Here is a 15602-nt window from a genome sequence, read left to right as displayed (position 1 = left end):
ACACATTCAATCAAGAGGAGGTGCAACTATGAAATTACATGAGCTGAGCTCTGCAGAAGGCGCACGCCACACTCGCAAGCGTCTCGGTCGCGGTGTAGGTAGCGGACTCGGAAAAACTTCCGGACGCGGTCACAAAGGTCAGAACGCCCGTTCCGGCGGTGGTGTTCGTCCAGGCTTTGAAGGTGGACAAAACCCACTTTACCGTCGTCTCCCTAAGCGTGGTTTCGTGAACCCAACGCGTAAGGAATTTGCTATCGTTAACCTGGAAGACCTGAACAAGTTCGAAGCTGGTACGGAAGTAACTCCTGAGCTTCTGATGGAAACGGGTGTTGTTAAATCACCTAAAGATGGAATTAAGATTCTTGGAAACGGCGAACTCACTGTAAAGCTTACAGTTAAGGCGAACAAGTTTTCCCAATCTGCGGTAGATAAAATCCAGGCTGCCGGCGGTCAATCCGAGGTGATTTAATGTTCCGGACCCTGTCCAACATCTTTAAAGTAGAGGATTTGCGTAAGAGAATCATTTTCACGCTTCTCGTGTTAATCATCTACAGAATCGGTGCCTTCATTCCGGTACCCAATATCAATGCAGAGCTTTTGAAGCTGCAGGATCAGGCCAACCAGAATAGCGTGTTCGGATTGCTGAATACTTTCTCCGGCGGAGCGCTTTTCCAGTTCTCCATCTTCTCGATGTCGATCTTTCCGTACATTACGGCTTCGATTATCGTTCAACTACTGTCCATGGACGTTGTTCCAAGGCTTACACAGTGGGCGAAAGAGGGAGAAGTGGGGAGAAAGAAATCGGCCCAGCTTACTCGCTATTTAACGGTTGTGCTTGGCGTGATTCAAGCTTATGGATATGCGATCATGTTTAACAACTCCTTCCAGGGGCTTGTGATCAATCCAAGCTTTGCTACCTACTCTCTGATAGCGATTGTCTTGACGGCAGGAACGATGTTCCTGATGTGGTTAGGTGAGCAGATCACTGAAAAAGGGATCGGAAACGGGATTTCGATTATTATCTTCGCGGGAATCGTAGCTGCTATTCCGACAGGAATCAGTCAGATTTACCAGACGCAGTTTGCGAATGCAGGAGATGCCCTGTTCCTGAACATCTTGAAAGTCGTCCTCATTCTGATCGTAGTAGTAGCCATTATCGTTGGCGTTATCTACGTTCAGCAGGGAGTTCGGAAGATACCCGTACAATACGCTAAGCGTGTTGTAGGGAGGAAAATGTACGGCGGACAGAGCACGCACATTCCCATGAAAGTGAATGCTGCAGGAGTAATTCCGGTCATCTTTGCCGTATCACTGCTTCAATTCCCGACGATTATTGCAGGTTTCTGGGCGGGGAATCCATTTGCGGATTGGATTATCCGCAATCTAAGCATTAACAATTCGGCGCCGATTGCGCTTGCTCTATATGTGCTACTGATTGTCGGTTTCACCTATTTCTACACGTTTGTACAGATTAATCCGGTGCAAATGGCTGATCAAATGAAGAAGAATGGCGGTTATATTCCAGGCGTTCGTCCCGGAAAACCAACTTCCAGCTATCTGACAAGAGTAATGTCGAGAATTACTTTGTCCGGCGCTTTCTTCCTGGCTTTCATCTCGATTCTCCCAATGATCTTCGGGGCTCTGGCAGGCTTGCCAACTTCGGTTCGGATCGGCGGAACTTCACTTCTCATCCTCGTGGGTGTGGCATTGGAGACGTTGAAAACAGTAGAAAGCCAACTGATCAAACGTCATTACAAAGGATTTATCAACAAATAGCAATAGGTTCTGATGTAGGCACTTTGTTGCGGCATCGGCACCTATTGTGCTGTTCGTACTACTAAGTGCCGAAGGAGGGGAAAACGTGAACGTTTTATTTATGGGTCCTCCGGGTGCGGGTAAAGGTACTCAGGCGGAGAAAATTGTCAGTGAATTTCAGATTCCTCACATTTCAACCGGCGATGCCTTTAGATTGGCAATGAGTCAAGGGACGCCGCTCGGCATAGAAGCTAAATCCTATGTCGATCAAGGCAAACTTGTTCCAGACGAAATCACTAACGGTATTGTTCGTGAACGACTGCAGCAGCCGGATTGCGATAAAGGATTTCTTCTCGATGGTTTTCCGCGTACGATTGCTCAAGCGGAAGCTTTAGATGAGATCCTGCAATCTCTTGGTAAGCGAATCGATCACGTCATTAACTTGAAAGTGGATCGCAGCTTCCTGCTGGCCAGACTGACCGGTCGCCGTATCTGCAAATCCTGCGGCGCCACGTATCACGTGATTTTCAATCCTCCGAAGCAGGAAGGCGTATGCGACAAATGCTCCGGCGAATTGTATCAGAGATCCGATGATACGGAAGAGAAAGTCGGTACCCGCTTGGACGAATACACGTCGAAGACAGCACCGCTTCTTGAGTACTACCAGAAACGTAACGTATTGCGCGAGGTTGATGGGGAGCAGGATATCGAAGATGTAACTTCCCAAATCAGTTCATTGCTGCGAGGTCATTCTGAATGATCATTTGTAAGTCCGAAGTAGAGTTGGAATTTATGCGTGAGGCAGGTCGGATCGTAGCCGAAACCCACAAGTTGATGGCTGAATCGGTTCGCCCGGGCGTTACGACTAAGGACCTGGATAAAATCGCTGAGGAATACATTCGCAGTCAAGGTGCCGTACCCTCTTTCAAAGGCTACAACGGTTTCTCTGGCAGCATCTGCACTTCAGTTAATGAAGAATTGGTGCACGGCATTCCCGGCAGCCGCAAATTAGTCGAAGGCGACGTTATCAGCATTGATATCGGGGCACAATACAAAGGATATCATGGTGATTCGGCCTGGACTTATGGCGTCGGTGAAATTTCTGAAACCGCAAAGAAACTTCTGGAAGTAACTGAACGTTCGCTGTTAGCCGGATTGGCGGAAGCCAAACCGGACGCCCGGCTGTATACGATCTCACACGCCATACAGCAAGTGATCGAAGACGCGGGTTTCTCGGTTGTTCGTGAATATGTCGGTCACGGGATCGGCACGGAGCTTCACGAAGATCCGCAGATTCCCAACTATGGGATTCGGGACAAAGGCCCCCGGCTTAAACCCGGTATGGTACTTGCGATCGAGCCTATGGTGAACGTCGGACAGCGATTCGTAAAGACACTCGAGGATGATTGGACCGTAGTTACCGTAGATAATTCCTTATGTGCACATTTCGAACATACCATTGCCATTACGGCAGACGGTTATGAAATATTAACCCAGCTGAAGGCTTAGGTGAGCGAATTGGTAGGTCAGGAACAGCTGCCGCAGCCCGGTCAAATCGTAAAAATTCTCCGAGGCAAAGATCAAGGTCAATATGCGGTTATCATCCGAGCGGAGGATTCCAGATTCGTTTGGATTGCCGATGGCGATAAACGCAGATTCGACCAGCCGAAGAAGAAGAATGTTCAGCATCTTCAGCTTCAGCCTGTGATCAGCGGAGAAGTTTCCAGAAGTTTAACGGAAAGCAGCCGTGTTACGAATGCCAAGTTAAGACATGCGGTGAAGAAGTTTATCGACAGTCTACAATCTGAGGCAGATGAGAAAGGAGAATAATCGGTGGCTAAAGAAGATGTAATTGAAGTGGAAGGTACAGTAATCGAACCTCTTCCGAACGCAATGTTTAAGGTAGAGCTTGAGAACGGACATAAAATTTTGGCCCATGTTTCCGGAAAGATCAGAATGCACTTCATTCGGATTTTACCTGGCGACAAGGTTACTGTAGAATTATCCCCATATGACTTGACGAGAGGTCGTATAACCTATCGGTTCAAATAAATAGCTGCAACGCCGCAGTCTTAGCCGACATAGCGGCCAACCCTTACGAAGCAAGTTTGCGGTGGCAAACTCTCAGGAGGTAATAAACATGAAGGTAAGACCGTCGGTCAAGCCGATCTGCGAGAAATGCAAAGTCATTCGTCGCAAAGGCAACGTCATGGTAATTTGTGAAAACCCGAAACATAAACAAAAACAAGGCTAAAAGGAGGTGCACGTTCAACAATGGCACGTATTGCTGGTGTAGACTTACCGCGTGACAAGCGCGTTGAAATCGCATTGACGTACATTTTTGGTATCGGTAAAACGACTTCTCAGAAAGTTCTGAGCCAAACTGGCGTTGACGCATCCACTCGTGTTCGCGATCTTACGGAAGAAGAAGTAAGCAAAATTCGTGAAGTTATCGACAAAACGATCAAAGTGGAAGGCGACCTTCGTCGCGAAATCGCTCTGAACATCAAACGTCTGGTTGAAATCGGATGCTACCGTGGTATCCGTCATCGTCGTGGCCTGCCTGTTCGTGGTCAACGCACGAAAACCAATGCTCGTACACGTAAAGGTCCTCGTCGGACTGTAGCTAACAAGAAGAAATAATAAAGGGGGTTAGAGTGAACAATGGCTAAACCTAAAAAAGTCGTCCGTACGAAACGTCGTGACCGTAAAAATATTGAATCCGGTGTGGCACACATCCGTTCCACATTCAACAATACAATCGTAACGATCACGGATCCTCATGGAAACGCGCTTTCCTGGGCAAGTGCCGGTAACCTGGGCTTCAAAGGATCCCGTAAAAGCACTCCGTTTGCTGCGCAAATGGCTGCTGAATCTGCAGCTAGAGCCGCTATGGAACATGGTCTGAAAGTTGTTGAAGTCATGGTTAAAGGCCCTGGCGCCGGCCGTGAAGCAGCAATTCGTTCTTTGCAGGCTGCTGGTCTCGAAGTCAACCTGATTAAGGACGTAACACCAATTCCGCATAACGGTTGCCGTCCTCCAAAACGTCGTCGCGTGTAATTTCAAGTCGGCATGTGGTATAAATATTCTAAACATGTGAATAATGATGTTGAAGGATAGGCATACTACATCGTTTATGGAAATGTTCCAGGGTAACGACGTTTTGAAGGAGGGTTAATTTCATGATCGAAATCGAAAAGCCAAAAATAGAGACCGTATCTTTAAGCGAAGACGGAGCTTACGGCAAATTCGTCGTAGAACCGCTGGAACGCGGATACGGGACCACATTAGGTAACTCACTACGTCGTATCTTACTGTCTTCACTACCGGGTGCTGCGGTTAGCTCTGTACAAATCGACGGAGTTCTCCATGAATTCTCGACTATTCCGGGAGTTATGGAGGACGTAACGGAGATTATTCTGAATCTGAAAGGTCTTTCTTTGAAAATCCATTCAGACGAAGAAAAAGTACTGGAGATCGACGCCGAAGGAGAAGGTAGAATCACAGCTGCTGATATTCGCGGAGATAGTGATGTGGAGATCTTGAACCCGGATCTTCATATCGCGACTCTATCGTCTGACTCTCGTCTTCATATGAGAATTCATGCGAACAGAGGCCGCGGTTATGTGCCGGCTGATAAGAACAAACGGGATGAGCAACTTATTGGCGTCATTCCGGTTGACTCGATCTACACTCCGATCACGCGTGTGAACTACACGGTAGAGAACACTCGTGTCGGCCAGGTGACGAACTACGACAAACTAACCCTCGAAGTGTGGTCGGACGGAAGTATTCGCCCTGAGGAAGCAGTAAGTCTGGGTGCGAAGATTCTGACGGAACACCTAATGCTCTTTGTTGGATTAACCGATGAAGCCAAAGATGCGGAGATCATGGTAGAGAAAGAAGAAGATAAGAAAGAGAAAGTTCTCGAGATGACGATCGAGGAACTGGATCTTTCCGTTCGTTCTTACAACTGCCTGAAGCGTGCCGGTATCAATACCGTGCAAGAGCTGATCACCAAAACCGAAGAAGATATGATGAAAGTGCGTAACCTTGGCCGTAAATCTCTTGAGGAAGTTCAAGAGAAGCTCGAAGAGCTGGGTCTTGGCCTGCGTACGGAAGAATAATCACCTCAGAAGGAGGGTTAAGACATGGCATATCAAAAGTTAGGCCGTGACTCCAGTGCGCGGAAAGCATTGTTCCGCGACCTCGTAACGGACCTTTTCATTAACGAGCGCATTCAAACAACTGAAGCGAAAGCGAAAGAAGTTCGCTCTATCGCCGAGAAGCTCATCACATTAGCGAAACGCGGAGATCTGCATGCTCGTCGTCAAGTAGCTGCATTTGTTCGTCGTGAAACCGCAGGAGACCAGGATGCAATCCAGAAGTTGTTCTCCGAGCTGGCAACTCGCTATGCTGAGCGTCCAGGTGGATACACACGTATCCTGAAACTGGGACCTCGTCGTGGAGATGCTGCTCCTATGGTATATCTGGAACTGGTAGACCGGGCGTAACGAAGGGTGGGAAAGGGTGGACAGAATCTTTGGATTCTGCTGAAGCCCTTTTTTTGCAATCTGACCGGATTGTACTCACCTCCCGATCAACCTGTCCGTTCGGTATACGGAGGGTATGGTTTCGTGAGAAATATAAGAATAACGGTAAGTTATGACGGCACCTCGTACTCGGGTTTTCAGACGCAGCCTCATGGCAATACGGTCCAGGATTATCTGGAACGGGCCATTCGGATGCTGTCCGGGGAGACGGTGAAGATCACCTCATCAGGGCGGACGGACGCTGGCGTTCACGCCCGCGCTCAGGTGATCAACTTCACTACAGCCTCCCAGATCCCCGCAGAACGCTGGTGCCTTGCTCTTAATTCCAGGCTTCCGAAAGATATCGTTGCGCTTCGTGCGGATGAAGTGCCCCTATCTTTTCATGCCCGCAAGTCGGCAAAAAGAAAAACCTATTCCTATACGATCCGTACTGCGCGGATACCGGATACTTTTCAACGCCGATACCAATTCCACCATCCCAACCCTTTGGATGTGGATGCCATGAGAGACGCTCTAGCGGCGATCCTAGGCACGCACGACTTCTCCTCGTTCTGTTCGGTCAAAACCGTAGCCGAATCGCGTATTCGTACGATTTATGACGCTTGGATCGTTGAAGAAACGGATCAAATGTCTGTCGAGCCCAACCAGCCGGGTCAGCTTCGCTTTTATTTCACCGGCAGCGGTTTTCTCTACAACATGGTCCGGATTCTCGTGGGAACATTGATACAAATCGGGGAAGGCAAACGCCCAGCCGAAGAAATGGCTGCGATTTTGAGGGGACGTAACCGGGCGCTTGCGGGCCCGACGGCCGAAGCCCACGGGCTGATGCTGTGGAATGTAGAATACGCGGAATAATGTAATTTAATTCTTGCTATTCCCTGGACTATGCTGTAAAATATGTGATGGTGTTTCTTGAAGGGCTACCCCACGGCCCCGACTTCAAAAACACTCAAAGATTCAAGACGTATTTTAACCTATGACTATGTTTGTTAATAAAGTTCGGAGATATATTTTTAGGAGGATCAGAGCATGCGTACCACATATATGGCTAAGCCGAATGAAGTTGAACGCAAATGGTACATCATTGATGCTACCGGCAAGACGCTCGGACGTCTGGCTAGTGAAGCTGCAAGCATTATCCGCGGCAAACACAAACCGCAATTCACCCCGCACGTGGATTCCGGAGATTTCGTAATCATCATCAACGCTGAGAAGATTCATCTGACCGGCAACAAACTGCAAGACAAGAAATACTACCGTCACTCGATGCACCCAGGTGGTCTGAAAGTTACGACAGCTCAAGATATGCTGAACAAAAAGCCTGAGCGTGTACTGGAACTTGCTATTCACGGCATGCTGCCTAAGACACGTCTTGGCAACAGCATGAAGCTGAAGCTGAAAGTATATGCAGGCGCGGAACATCCACACCAAGCACAACAACCAGAAGTTTGGGAACTTCGGGGTTAATTGAAAGGGAGGACTGACTTGTGGCACAAGTTCAATACTACGGAACCGGTCGTCGTAAGCATTCGGTAGCACGTGTGCGTCTAGTACCGGGCGAAGGACGCATCATCATCAACAAACGTGACCTTAACGAATACTTCGGCCTGGAAACGCTGAAACTAATCGTGAAACAACCTCTGACGCTGACCGAAACAATTGGCAAGTACGATGTACTCGTACTGGCTAACGGCGGCGGAATGAGCGGACAAGCCGGCGCAATTCGCCATGGCATCTCCCGCGCACTGCTTAAAGCAGATCCTGAATTCCGCGGTTCTCTGAAACGCGCTGGATTCTTGACTCGTGATCCTCGTATGAAAGAACGTAAGAAGTACGGCTTGAAAGCAGCTCGTCGTGCTCCTCAGTTCTCGAAACGTTAAGATCGGTTATACAAAGCAAACCCTTCTGTGTACAGAAATGTACCGGAAGGGTTTTTTTGTGTCCTTTTAGCAGTCTTTTGACCGTTACGGATTAATGGCCCCTTAAAATGTTCGTTATAATACTCTATAATTCCGACATAACATCCGAATTTATCGACCTTTTGTTCAATATGATAAAAAGGTTGCCTTTAGACTATTGACAACACTAAGTTGTGATTTATAATGAAGTAAAATAACAAAACAGATTAGGATACTCGGAATTAAAATGGGAGGGTACAAATATGAATTTGTTCGAAAAGGAAGCGTTAGTGAACAAAGCCGCCGAAGAATTTGAGAACCAGTCACCCGAAGAGCTTATTCGATGGGCGGTTCATACATTCCCAAGCATTACGCTCGCATGTAGCTTCGGTGCGGAAGACGTAGTGCTGGTGGATATGCTGCAAAAGGTGAGTCCGGAAACAGACATTTTCTATCTGGACACTAATGTGCATTTCCAGGAGACGTATGACACAAGAGATCGTTTACAAGACCACTATCAAAAATCTTTTATTCAAGTTCTCCCTAAGCTCACACTGGAAGAGCAAGCGGCTCAGTATGGCGCCGAGCTGTGGCTATCCGCTCCGAACGAATGCTGCAACATCCGTAAGGTGGATCCCTTGACGGATATTTTGAAAAATTATGACGCATGGATTACGGGAATTCGCAGAGATCAAGCTCCGACCCGGGCAAATGCCAAGAAGGTTGAATACGATGTGAAATTCGGTCTGGTTAAGTTTAATCCGCTTGCTAGCTGGACTTCGGACGATGTATGGGAGTATATTCGTTCCAATGGTATTATTTATAATGCGCTTCACGATCAGAACTACCCTAGTATCGGCTGCAGCCACTGCACTAAGGCGGTCGCTCCGGGTGAAGATCCGCGTGCGGGCCGCTGGGCAGGCAATGACAAAACGGAATGCGGGCTCCATAAGTAAGCGAGAAACCGAAATTATTAGAAGACTAAAGGAGAGACATCCATGCCATCTTCAATAGCGCCTCACGGCGGCACTTTGATTAATCGCCTGGTTACGGGAAGCGAACGCGAACAACTTCTTGCAGCGGCGGGCGAACTGCCTCAAATCCGTATAAACAACTGGGCCATTTCGGACCTTGATCTTATTGGTGTAGGAGCATTTTCCCCGTTAACCGGTTTTCTGAATGAAGAAGATTACGTTTCGGTTGTCGAACGCATGCGATTGGCGGATGGCACCGTATGGAGCATACCTGTGACCCTGGCGGTTGAAGAAGCCGTTGCGAAGGAACTCGCTGTTGGTAAGCAAGCGGCTTTGGTGGGAGAAGAGGATGGCGTCGTATACGGTCTTATAAACGTGGCCAGCATCTACAAGGCCGCTCAGCAGCTCGAAGCCCGTAAAGTCTTTAAAACGGACGATAAGGAGCACCCTGGCGTCCAAAAGCTGCTGACGAAACCATCCACCTATGTCGGAGGGCCCGTCCAAGTGTTGAACAGGCCGAAACCGGCCAAATTCGAAGATTTTTACTATGATCCGGCCGAGACTCGCCGAATTTTTGACGAGAAGAACTGGCGGACTATCGTAGGGTTCCAAACCCGCAATCCGGTCCACCGGGCCCATGAATATATTCAAAAATCGGCCATGGAAATCGTCGATGCCCTTTTTCTGAATCCGTTGGTTGGCGAGACCAAGTCCGATGATATTTCCGCAGATGTCCGGATGAAAAGCTACCTCGTTCTCCTTGAAAATTATTATCCTTCGGATCGTGCTTTTCTCGGTGTTTTTCCGGCTGCCATGCGCTATGCGGGTCCGCGGGAAGCGATCTTCCATGCTCTGGTCCGCAAAAACTACGGCTGTACCCATTTTATCGTAGGCCGCGACCATGCGGGCGTAGGCGACTACTACGGTACTTATGAAGCCCAGGAAATCTTCAGTAACTTTACACCGGAGGAAATCGGCATTACGCCTCTTTTCTTCGAGCATAGCTTTTACTGCACGAAATGTGGGAATATGGCATCGAGCAAAACTTGCCCGCACGACAAAGCTGACCATCTGCACCTGTCGGGTACGAAAGTACGCGCCTTGCTGCGTGACGGCCAATGTCCGCCGCAGGAGTTTACACGCCCGGAAGTGGCGAAAGTGCTCATAGAGGGCATGTCAGAGCCTGTAGGCACGTCCGCGCAGTAGGTATAATTGTCCACCCTGTCCCATATAGATGAATGGAGTCTATTGGGGAACAGAGGTGGATTTTTTCATGCGGAGACCAAGAAAAAGGTTTGTCGTATGGCTGACCTGGGACAGCGGCATTAAGATCATCATGGCGGGCCTGCTGGTTATGCTGATGGCCTTTATGTACACCTACGAGCTGCCCTCGACACGAACATGGAGCGAATGGTCCATGCCTCTTTCAGGGAAGACGATTGCTTTGGATGCCGGGCACGGAGGCCCTGACGGAGGGGCGGTCAGCCAATCCGGCGTAATAGAGAAGGATATCAACCTCGCGATCACTTTGTATTTGCGTGATTATTTGCAGCAGGCCGGTGCTATGGTGGTGATGACAAGAGAAACGGATACGGATTTGGCCTTGGAGGGAACGAAGGGACTCAGCCGCCGAAAAACAGAAGATTTGTTAAGCCGAGCCGAATTCATAAACAGCAAGAAAGCCGACTTGTTTCTCAGCATTCATTTGAACAGCATTCCGTCCGATAAGTGGAGGGGCGCACAAACGTTCTACTACCCGAATCACCCGGACAACGCAACTTTGTCCACACTCATCCAGAACGAACTCAAAAAAAATCTGGAAAATACGGAGCGTGTCGCCAAGAAGGCCGATACCGGCGTTTATTTGCTGAAAACCTTGAAAATGCCGAGTGCGCTCGTCGAAGTCGGGTTTTTATCCAATCCGGAGGAATCGAGGCTCTTGGCCGACGATAAGTATCAAAAGAAAGTTGCCGCGTCCGTTTATCAAGCGATTCTGCGTTATTTCTCCGGGGAGAAAGTGCGTTCGTCCTAATCGGTATGTTATAATGATCTGAACAGAAATAAGCCTACCGAGGTGGAACAGATGGTGACCAAAGAGCTTATCCGGCAATCGCTTGAGCCTATAACAGATCCGACTTACGGAGCTTCTATCGTAGAACTGAACTTCGTTAAAGACGTGGTCATTAAAGAGAACCGCGTTTCTCTTACGTGTGTTTTGTCCGTTACGGATGAAAGCTACAAAGCAAGTCTAAAGGAACGCATTGAATCCGCTTTGTCCCAAACCGGAGCCGAAGGGGTTCATATTCGTTTTCGTGAAATAACGGATTATGAGAAAAACCAGCTTTCCGCTTATGCGAATGTATCTGAGGCGGGAAGCGCGGAGACTGCCGGCACCATTGCCGGAACGGGACAAGAAACGGCTCCATTGCTGAATCCGGAGTCCCCCGTTAATTTTATTGCCGTCGCAAGCGGTAAGGGCGGTGTAGGGAAGTCCACCGTAACGGCGAACCTTGCTGTTGCATTGGCGCGTCTCGGTAAGAGAGTGGGGATTATGGATGCGGACATCTACGGCTTCAGTATTCCGGATATGATGGGAATAGAGGAGCAGCCTCAGCTTGTTGATAACCGGATTATCCCCGTAGAAAAGTTCGGCGTTAAAGTTATCTCCATGGGTTTCTTTGTGGAGGATAACTCGCCGGTGATTTGGCGTGGACCTATGCTGGGGAAGATGCTCCATAACTTCTTCCACGAAGTGGATTGGGGAGAACTGGACTACCTGCTGCTCGATCTGCCTCCCGGTACGGGCGACATCGCGCTGGATATTCATCAGCTTCTTCCGCAAAGCAAAGAGATCCTGGTTACGACCCCTCACGCTACTGCCGCTTTTGTAGCAGCCAGAGCGGGCGCCATGGCCGTGCATACCAAACATGAGATTATCGGTGTGGTGGAGAACATGGCTTACTACGAGTGCTCCAAATGCGGGGAGAAAGACTACGTCTTCGGCCGCGGCGGAGGAGGCATGCTGGCGGAACAGCTGCATACTCAATTGCTTGCCCAAATTCCATTGGGCGCACCGGACAATCATATTTCCGAACCGGATTATTCCCCGTCGGTGTACAAAGAAGATTCCAACACAGGCCAACTGTATCTGGAGCTGGCACGGAGTGTCGTTCAACACACTCAAAAGGACTGATGCACAAGCATCAGTCCTTTTTTTAATATTCGGAGTCCTGATCCTTCTTTCCCTTTTTGTTCGGGGATTCCTTCTCATCCTGGCCTTGATCTCCTTGATCGCTTTCCTGGCCTTGATCTTGTTTGTTTTTTTGGTCCCCCTGGCCTTGCTGACCGCCTTCGCCACCTTGGCCACCACCTTGGCCGCCGCCTTTACCGCCTTTACCGCCTTGGCCACCCTGTCCGCCGCCTTGGCCCCCGGCCCCTTTAGGTATGATACCCTCTTCCATTACTTTTCTCATAATCGTGAGCATTTGAGCTTGAAACAAGGGGCTCTGGAAAGATTCCTGAATGACATTCATCATCTGTTGACGGTACTGGGTCGTCCGAGTCAGTTCCATCATGAGCTGCTGGTATTCGGGATTTTTCATAATTTGCAGGAGTTGTTTCTGATACTCCGGATCTTTCATGAGATCCTTGTGGAGCTGTTTATTCTGCGTACTCACCACTTTGGCGAAATCACCGGCAAAACGGGGGTCTTTCATCATATCCCTTACGAATTTACTGCTTTCCGTACTGGTCAGAACATCCTTGACCGCCGTTTGCATCTGCAATTTTTGACCGTCGGTCAACATGCTGACCGAAGAACTGCCCGAACCTGCCGAAGATAAGCTGGAGCGGGAGGCTTTATCGATTGCCGCACGGCCCTCGTCCGACTTTAGAATGTCAAGCACCATGGATTTGGTTTCTTTATAATTGCCCTGGGACGATGAAGACCCCTGTGAAGAATTGTTGGAACTGCAGGAAGCCAAGAGAATAACTGCAACTAAGGCAGGAACATAACGCACTGTTTTCCGATTCATTGTGCACACAAGCTCCTTTCCCCTAAATTAGTACCGTTAGTATGTGTGGGGGGGAGCCTTTTCATAAAGGGGTGACATGGTTGATTACTGAGAAAGTTGGTTAGATTTGGCCGTTTCAAAAAAAATGTATGTACCGGAGGAGTTTAGTAAACCTGTTTAAACGACTGTTCTTCTACGGCTTTATTTTCAGTCTGCGCCTGTTTCATCAGCTCCGTTACCGTCACGAATTCATACCCCTTGTTCTTAAGCTGGTCGATAATGGCGGGAAGGGCTTCATGGGTCTGTTTGCAGGAATCGCTGGCATGGAGCAGGACGATATCGCCAGGATGCGCTTTACTTACAACGCGATTGATAATGGTATCCACTCCGGGATTTTTCCAATCCAGTGAATCCGTATCCCATTGAATAACCTTATATCCCAGCTGGTCTGCAATACCGAGAACGCGCTTGTCGAAATCGCCGTTAGGCATACGGATCAGATTCGGACTTTTGCCGGTAAACTCCTTTAGGACTCCGTCTGCGGTCTGAATTTGCTTGCGGATCTCTTCGTCTCCCAGACTGCTGTAGTTCACATGCTTATGGCCGTGACTTCCGATTTCATAACCGCTCTTGATAATTCGGTTTACAATATCGGGGTGGCTTTTGCTCCAGGGCGAGGAAAGAAAGAACGTCGCGTTTTTGATACCTTTCTGCTCCAGCACATCCAGGATCGGAGCCGTACGCGTTTCCCCCCATGAGATGTCGAACGTCAACGCGATCTGTTTCTTCTCCGTTTTGACATTGTAAATTGCCGCGGGACCCCCGCTTGAAAAAACCGCCATATTCCCCCGTTCGGAATAAACGATACCTGCGGCGAAAACTACGGCGACGCCGATAAAGACGGCTTGTTTTATTTTCTTGCCGTTAAAGACGTAAAAATGGCTCACGCTTGCTCCTGCCTCCTTCTCCTTGGACTTGTATTCCGGCTTAGTAAAATGTATGCTCGTACCATCGAGTTATGCGTTAAAGAGAAAGGAGAACAGGAAATTGAAGTGGAGAGAGCTGTTTAAGCATTTCGGAGAAATGAAGCATTACCTGATTGCTTCCGTTTTGGTTTTCGCAGCTGGTTTAGTACTGGGGACAATGTATCCGGACCGCTTTCAGGCTTTTCTGGACCAGCAGATGAAGGGCCTTGAGCAAATTTCAGGACTGGTTAAAGGCAAAGAAAATCTTAACCTCTGGCTGTTTATCGTTATTTTCCTGAACAACGCGATCAAGTCATTGATGTTTGTATACCTAGGATTGTTTTTCGGTATTCTTCCCTTAATGGTGCTCCTGGTAAACGGGATGCTGTTGGGGTATGTCATCCAATATCAGATGGAAGCGCAAAGCCTTGCTTATGTTCTGAAAGGAATCCTGCCGCATGGAATACTGGAGATTCCGGCTATTATCGTAGCTTGCGCCTATGGTCTTCGACTCGGAATTCTTGTTATCAAAATGATCGGGGGACTCTTCTCTCCCAAAAGAAGCGGGAACGCCGCGGCAGAATTTAAGCGTGTTATGAGGCTGACCCGACCGTTAATTTTGCTTGTCGTAGGAACGTTGCTCCTTGCAGCTGTCGTTGAAAGCACAGTGACTCTCTGGCTTTTAAAAGGATAACAATTGTAAAAATTTTCTTGAACCCCGTCATAAAAATGACAAAACATGAGCATAACAGTAAAGCGGAACGGTATCCTGCGTCCGAATGGATGCAGGAGCCTTCTCGCTGTTGTGGATGCAGAGTCGATTTTGAGGGGAGCTAGAATAAGTTGATGCTTGGATTTCTTTTTAATGACAGGGAATGCAGAGAACTGGACTATGTGCTAAGAAAAGAATTAGACGAAATGCTCTTCGATCTGAACGATAAGAGAATGGACGAGGAGATTAAGAAAGCTATAGAATCCCGCTATAAGGTTATCTTCCGTATGTATGCCAGGCTTGCTTCGCCGAGGGAAATTTCTAAATACGCGAGGAATCGTGTCCAGCATCAAAAAAAGTCTTGACTTAAGACGGACCTTCATGGTAAATTAAATTTCGCTGATTCGACAAAGTTTTCATTTAACAAGCCAAGCAAAAAAGAAATTTAAAAAAAGCTTGCAATGAATAGTCAATCTGTGATATATTAATCAAGTCGCCGCTGAAACTTAGCGAACGACGACGAGGCCATTAAAGCCGAGATTGTCCTTTGAAAACTGAACAACGAGTGATTGAAGCGTCTCGAGAAATCGAGACATTAATGAGAAGAAATTCTCGTCAGCAACGAATGATTGAGCTTAATCAGCTTGAGATAAATCGCTGGCCGTAAGGCCGGCACAACTTTATCGGAGAGTTTGATCCTGGCTCAGGACGAACGCTGGCGGCGTGCCTAAT

The 15602-nt window shown here is 48.3% G+C and carries 22 protein-coding genes; 20 read left to right on the top strand and 2 right to left on the bottom strand.

Annotated elements, in window-relative coordinates:
* Window positions 1–28: 28 nt before the first annotated feature.
* The 18 genes from rplO (at window position 29) to KVT34_RS27395 (ending at window position 12373) form a co-directional block, all read left to right on the top strand.
* Window positions 29–469 carry a 50S ribosomal protein L15 gene (rplO, locus tag KVT34_RS27480; protein ID WP_009676816.1) on the top strand — a complete coding sequence of 147 codons (441 nt, stop codon included), beginning with the start codon at window positions 29–31 and terminating at the stop codon, window positions 467–469.
* Complete coding sequence (gene secY, locus KVT34_RS27475) at window positions 469–1776, top strand: preprotein translocase subunit SecY (protein WP_042235539.1); 1308 nt, start codon at window positions 469–471, stop codon at window positions 1774–1776. The genes rplO and secY overlap by 1 nt, the downstream gene beginning before the upstream one ends.
* Before the next feature lie 85 nt (window positions 1777–1861).
* Window positions 1862–2515 (top strand): adenylate kinase, encoded by a 654-nt coding sequence (locus KVT34_RS27470; protein ID WP_009676820.1) that lies wholly within the window; start codon window positions 1862–1864, stop codon window positions 2513–2515.
* A complete protein-coding gene (map, locus tag KVT34_RS27465; protein WP_217562934.1) occupies window positions 2512–3264 on the top strand; it encodes a type I methionyl aminopeptidase in 753 nt (250 codons plus the stop codon). The genes KVT34_RS27470 and map overlap by 4 nt, the downstream gene beginning before the upstream one ends.
* 9 nt (window positions 3265–3273) lie before the next feature.
* A complete protein-coding gene (locus KVT34_RS27460) occupies window positions 3274–3585 on the top strand; it encodes a KOW domain-containing RNA-binding protein (protein ID WP_217562958.1) in 312 nt (103 codons plus the stop codon).
* Between the two features lie 3 nt (window positions 3586–3588).
* Entirely contained in the window at window positions 3589–3807 is a 219-nt protein-coding gene (gene infA, locus KVT34_RS27455; RefSeq protein ID WP_009676800.1) for a translation initiation factor IF-1, read from the top strand.
* Window positions 3808–3895: 88 nt separating this feature from the next.
* Window positions 3896–4009, top strand: a complete 114-nt coding sequence (gene rpmJ / locus KVT34_RS27450; RefSeq protein ID WP_003333770.1) for a 50S ribosomal protein L36 — start codon at window positions 3896–3898, stop codon at window positions 4007–4009.
* A 20-nt stretch (window positions 4010–4029) separates the two neighbouring features.
* On the top strand, window positions 4030–4398 hold the full coding sequence (gene rpsM / locus KVT34_RS27445; RefSeq protein ID WP_016423661.1) for a 30S ribosomal protein S13: 369 nt from the start codon (window positions 4030–4032) through the stop codon (window positions 4396–4398).
* Window positions 4399–4419: 21 nt separating this feature from the next.
* A complete protein-coding gene (gene rpsK / locus KVT34_RS27440; RefSeq protein ID WP_016423660.1) occupies window positions 4420–4815 on the top strand; it encodes a 30S ribosomal protein S11 in 396 nt (131 codons plus the stop codon).
* 122 nt (window positions 4816–4937) lie between these two features.
* Window positions 4938–5882 (top strand): DNA-directed RNA polymerase subunit alpha, encoded by a 945-nt coding sequence (locus tag KVT34_RS27435; RefSeq protein WP_009676831.1) that lies wholly within the window; start codon window positions 4938–4940, stop codon window positions 5880–5882.
* 24 nt (window positions 5883–5906) lie between these two features.
* On the top strand, window positions 5907–6269 hold the full coding sequence (gene rplQ, locus KVT34_RS27430; RefSeq protein ID WP_009676799.1) for a 50S ribosomal protein L17: 363 nt from the start codon (window positions 5907–5909) through the stop codon (window positions 6267–6269).
* Window positions 6270–6392: 123 nt separating this feature from the next.
* Window positions 6393–7163: a tRNA pseudouridine(38-40) synthase TruA gene (gene truA / locus KVT34_RS27425; protein WP_009676806.1), complete on the top strand. Its 771-nt coding sequence runs from the start codon at window positions 6393–6395 to the stop codon at window positions 7161–7163.
* Window positions 7164–7337: 174 nt separating this feature from the next.
* Entirely contained in the window at window positions 7338–7775 is a 438-nt protein-coding gene (rplM, locus tag KVT34_RS27420) for a 50S ribosomal protein L13 (RefSeq protein ID WP_042235549.1), read from the top strand.
* A 20-nt stretch (window positions 7776–7795) separates the two neighbouring features.
* On the top strand, window positions 7796–8188 hold the full coding sequence (gene rpsI / locus KVT34_RS27415; RefSeq protein ID WP_009676832.1) for a 30S ribosomal protein S9: 393 nt from the start codon (window positions 7796–7798) through the stop codon (window positions 8186–8188).
* Between the two features lie 281 nt (window positions 8189–8469).
* Window positions 8470–9162 carry a phosphoadenylyl-sulfate reductase gene (locus tag KVT34_RS27410; RefSeq protein ID WP_217562933.1) on the top strand — a complete coding sequence of 231 codons (693 nt, stop codon included), beginning with the start codon at window positions 8470–8472 and terminating at the stop codon, window positions 9160–9162.
* Window positions 9163–9204: 42 nt separating this feature from the next.
* Window positions 9205–10386 carry a sulfate adenylyltransferase gene (gene sat, locus KVT34_RS27405; protein ID WP_217562932.1) on the top strand — a complete coding sequence of 394 codons (1182 nt, stop codon included), beginning with the start codon at window positions 9205–9207 and terminating at the stop codon, window positions 10384–10386.
* A gap of 67 nt (window positions 10387–10453) precedes the next feature.
* The gene (gene cwlD / locus KVT34_RS27400; RefSeq protein ID WP_217562931.1) at window positions 10454–11212 is read left to right on the top strand and encodes an N-acetylmuramoyl-L-alanine amidase CwlD; all 759 of its coding nucleotides are present in this window, start codon (window positions 10454–10456) and stop codon (window positions 11210–11212) included.
* A 51-nt stretch (window positions 11213–11263) separates the two neighbouring features.
* Window positions 11264–12373, top strand: a complete 1110-nt coding sequence (locus KVT34_RS27395) for an Mrp/NBP35 family ATP-binding protein (RefSeq protein WP_217562930.1) — start codon at window positions 11264–11266, stop codon at window positions 12371–12373.
* Between the two features lie 22 nt (window positions 12374–12395).
* Here the strand turns inward: KVT34_RS27395 and gerD are convergent, their stop codons facing one another.
* Window positions 12396–13214 (bottom strand): spore germination lipoprotein GerD, encoded by an 819-nt coding sequence (gerD, locus tag KVT34_RS27390; protein WP_217562929.1) that lies wholly within the window; start codon window positions 13212–13214, stop codon window positions 12396–12398.
* A 143-nt stretch (window positions 13215–13357) separates the two neighbouring features.
* Window positions 13358–14140, bottom strand: a complete 783-nt coding sequence (gene pdaB, locus KVT34_RS27385) for a polysaccharide deacetylase family sporulation protein PdaB (RefSeq protein WP_217562928.1) — start codon at window positions 14138–14140, stop codon at window positions 13358–13360.
* 136 nt (window positions 14141–14276) lie between these two features.
* Between pdaB and KVT34_RS27380 the strand changes: the two genes are divergently transcribed.
* Both KVT34_RS27380 and KVT34_RS27375 read left to right on the top strand, forming a co-directional pair.
* Window positions 14277–14852 carry a stage II sporulation protein M gene (locus KVT34_RS27380; RefSeq protein WP_254635194.1) on the top strand — a complete coding sequence of 192 codons (576 nt, stop codon included), beginning with the start codon at window positions 14277–14279 and terminating at the stop codon, window positions 14850–14852.
* A 152-nt stretch (window positions 14853–15004) separates the two neighbouring features.
* Window positions 15005–15235 carry a hypothetical protein gene (locus KVT34_RS27375; RefSeq protein ID WP_009676794.1) on the top strand — a complete coding sequence of 77 codons (231 nt, stop codon included), beginning with the start codon at window positions 15005–15007 and terminating at the stop codon, window positions 15233–15235.
* The last annotated feature ends 367 nt before the right edge of the window (window positions 15236–15602 follow it).

Origin of the sequence: Paenibacillus sp. GbtcB18 (genome assembly GCF_019091125.1) — a bacterium.
GTDB classification, from domain to species: domain Bacteria; phylum Bacillota; class Bacilli; order Paenibacillales; family NBRC-103111; genus Paenibacillus_F; species Paenibacillus_F chitinolyticus.
The sequence above is the reverse complement of the archived record's forward strand: the minus strand, read 5'-3'. Positions and strand labels throughout refer to the sequence as shown.

Coding starts and splice junctions, on each gene's coding strand:
- rplO (WP_009676816.1), top strand. CDS start 29: ATGAAATTACATGAGCTGAGCTCTGCAGAAGGCGCACGCCACACTCGC.
- secY (WP_042235539.1), top strand. CDS start 469: ATGTTCCGGACCCTGTCCAACATCTTTAAAGTAGAGGATTTGCGTAAG.
- map (WP_217562934.1), top strand. CDS start 2,512: ATGATCATTTGTAAGTCCGAAGTAGAGTTGGAATTTATGCGTGAGGCA.
- rpmJ (WP_003333770.1), top strand. CDS start 3,896: ATGAAGGTAAGACCGTCGGTCAAGCCGATCTGCGAGAAATGCAAAGTC.
- rpsM (WP_016423661.1), top strand. CDS start 4,030: ATGGCACGTATTGCTGGTGTAGACTTACCGCGTGACAAGCGCGTTGAA.
- rpsK (WP_016423660.1), top strand. CDS start 4,420: ATGGCTAAACCTAAAAAAGTCGTCCGTACGAAACGTCGTGACCGTAAA.
- KVT34_RS27435 (WP_009676831.1), top strand. CDS start 4,938: ATGATCGAAATCGAAAAGCCAAAAATAGAGACCGTATCTTTAAGCGAA.
- rplQ (WP_009676799.1), top strand. CDS start 5,907: ATGGCATATCAAAAGTTAGGCCGTGACTCCAGTGCGCGGAAAGCATTG.
- rplM (WP_042235549.1), top strand. CDS start 7,338: ATGCGTACCACATATATGGCTAAGCCGAATGAAGTTGAACGCAAATGG.
- KVT34_RS27410 (WP_217562933.1), top strand. CDS start 8,470: ATGAATTTGTTCGAAAAGGAAGCGTTAGTGAACAAAGCCGCCGAAGAA.
- sat (WP_217562932.1), top strand. CDS start 9,205: ATGCCATCTTCAATAGCGCCTCACGGCGGCACTTTGATTAATCGCCTG.
- cwlD (WP_217562931.1), top strand. CDS start 10,454: ATGCGGAGACCAAGAAAAAGGTTTGTCGTATGGCTGACCTGGGACAGC.
- KVT34_RS27395 (WP_217562930.1), top strand. CDS start 11,264: ATGGTGACCAAAGAGCTTATCCGGCAATCGCTTGAGCCTATAACAGAT.
- gerD (WP_217562929.1), bottom strand. CDS start 13,214: ATGAATCGGAAAACAGTGCGTTATGTTCCTGCCTTAGTTGCAGTTATT.
- KVT34_RS27380 (WP_254635194.1), top strand. CDS start 14,277: ATGAAGCATTACCTGATTGCTTCCGTTTTGGTTTTCGCAGCTGGTTTA.
- KVT34_RS27375 (WP_009676794.1), top strand. CDS start 15,005: ATGCTTGGATTTCTTTTTAATGACAGGGAATGCAGAGAACTGGACTAT.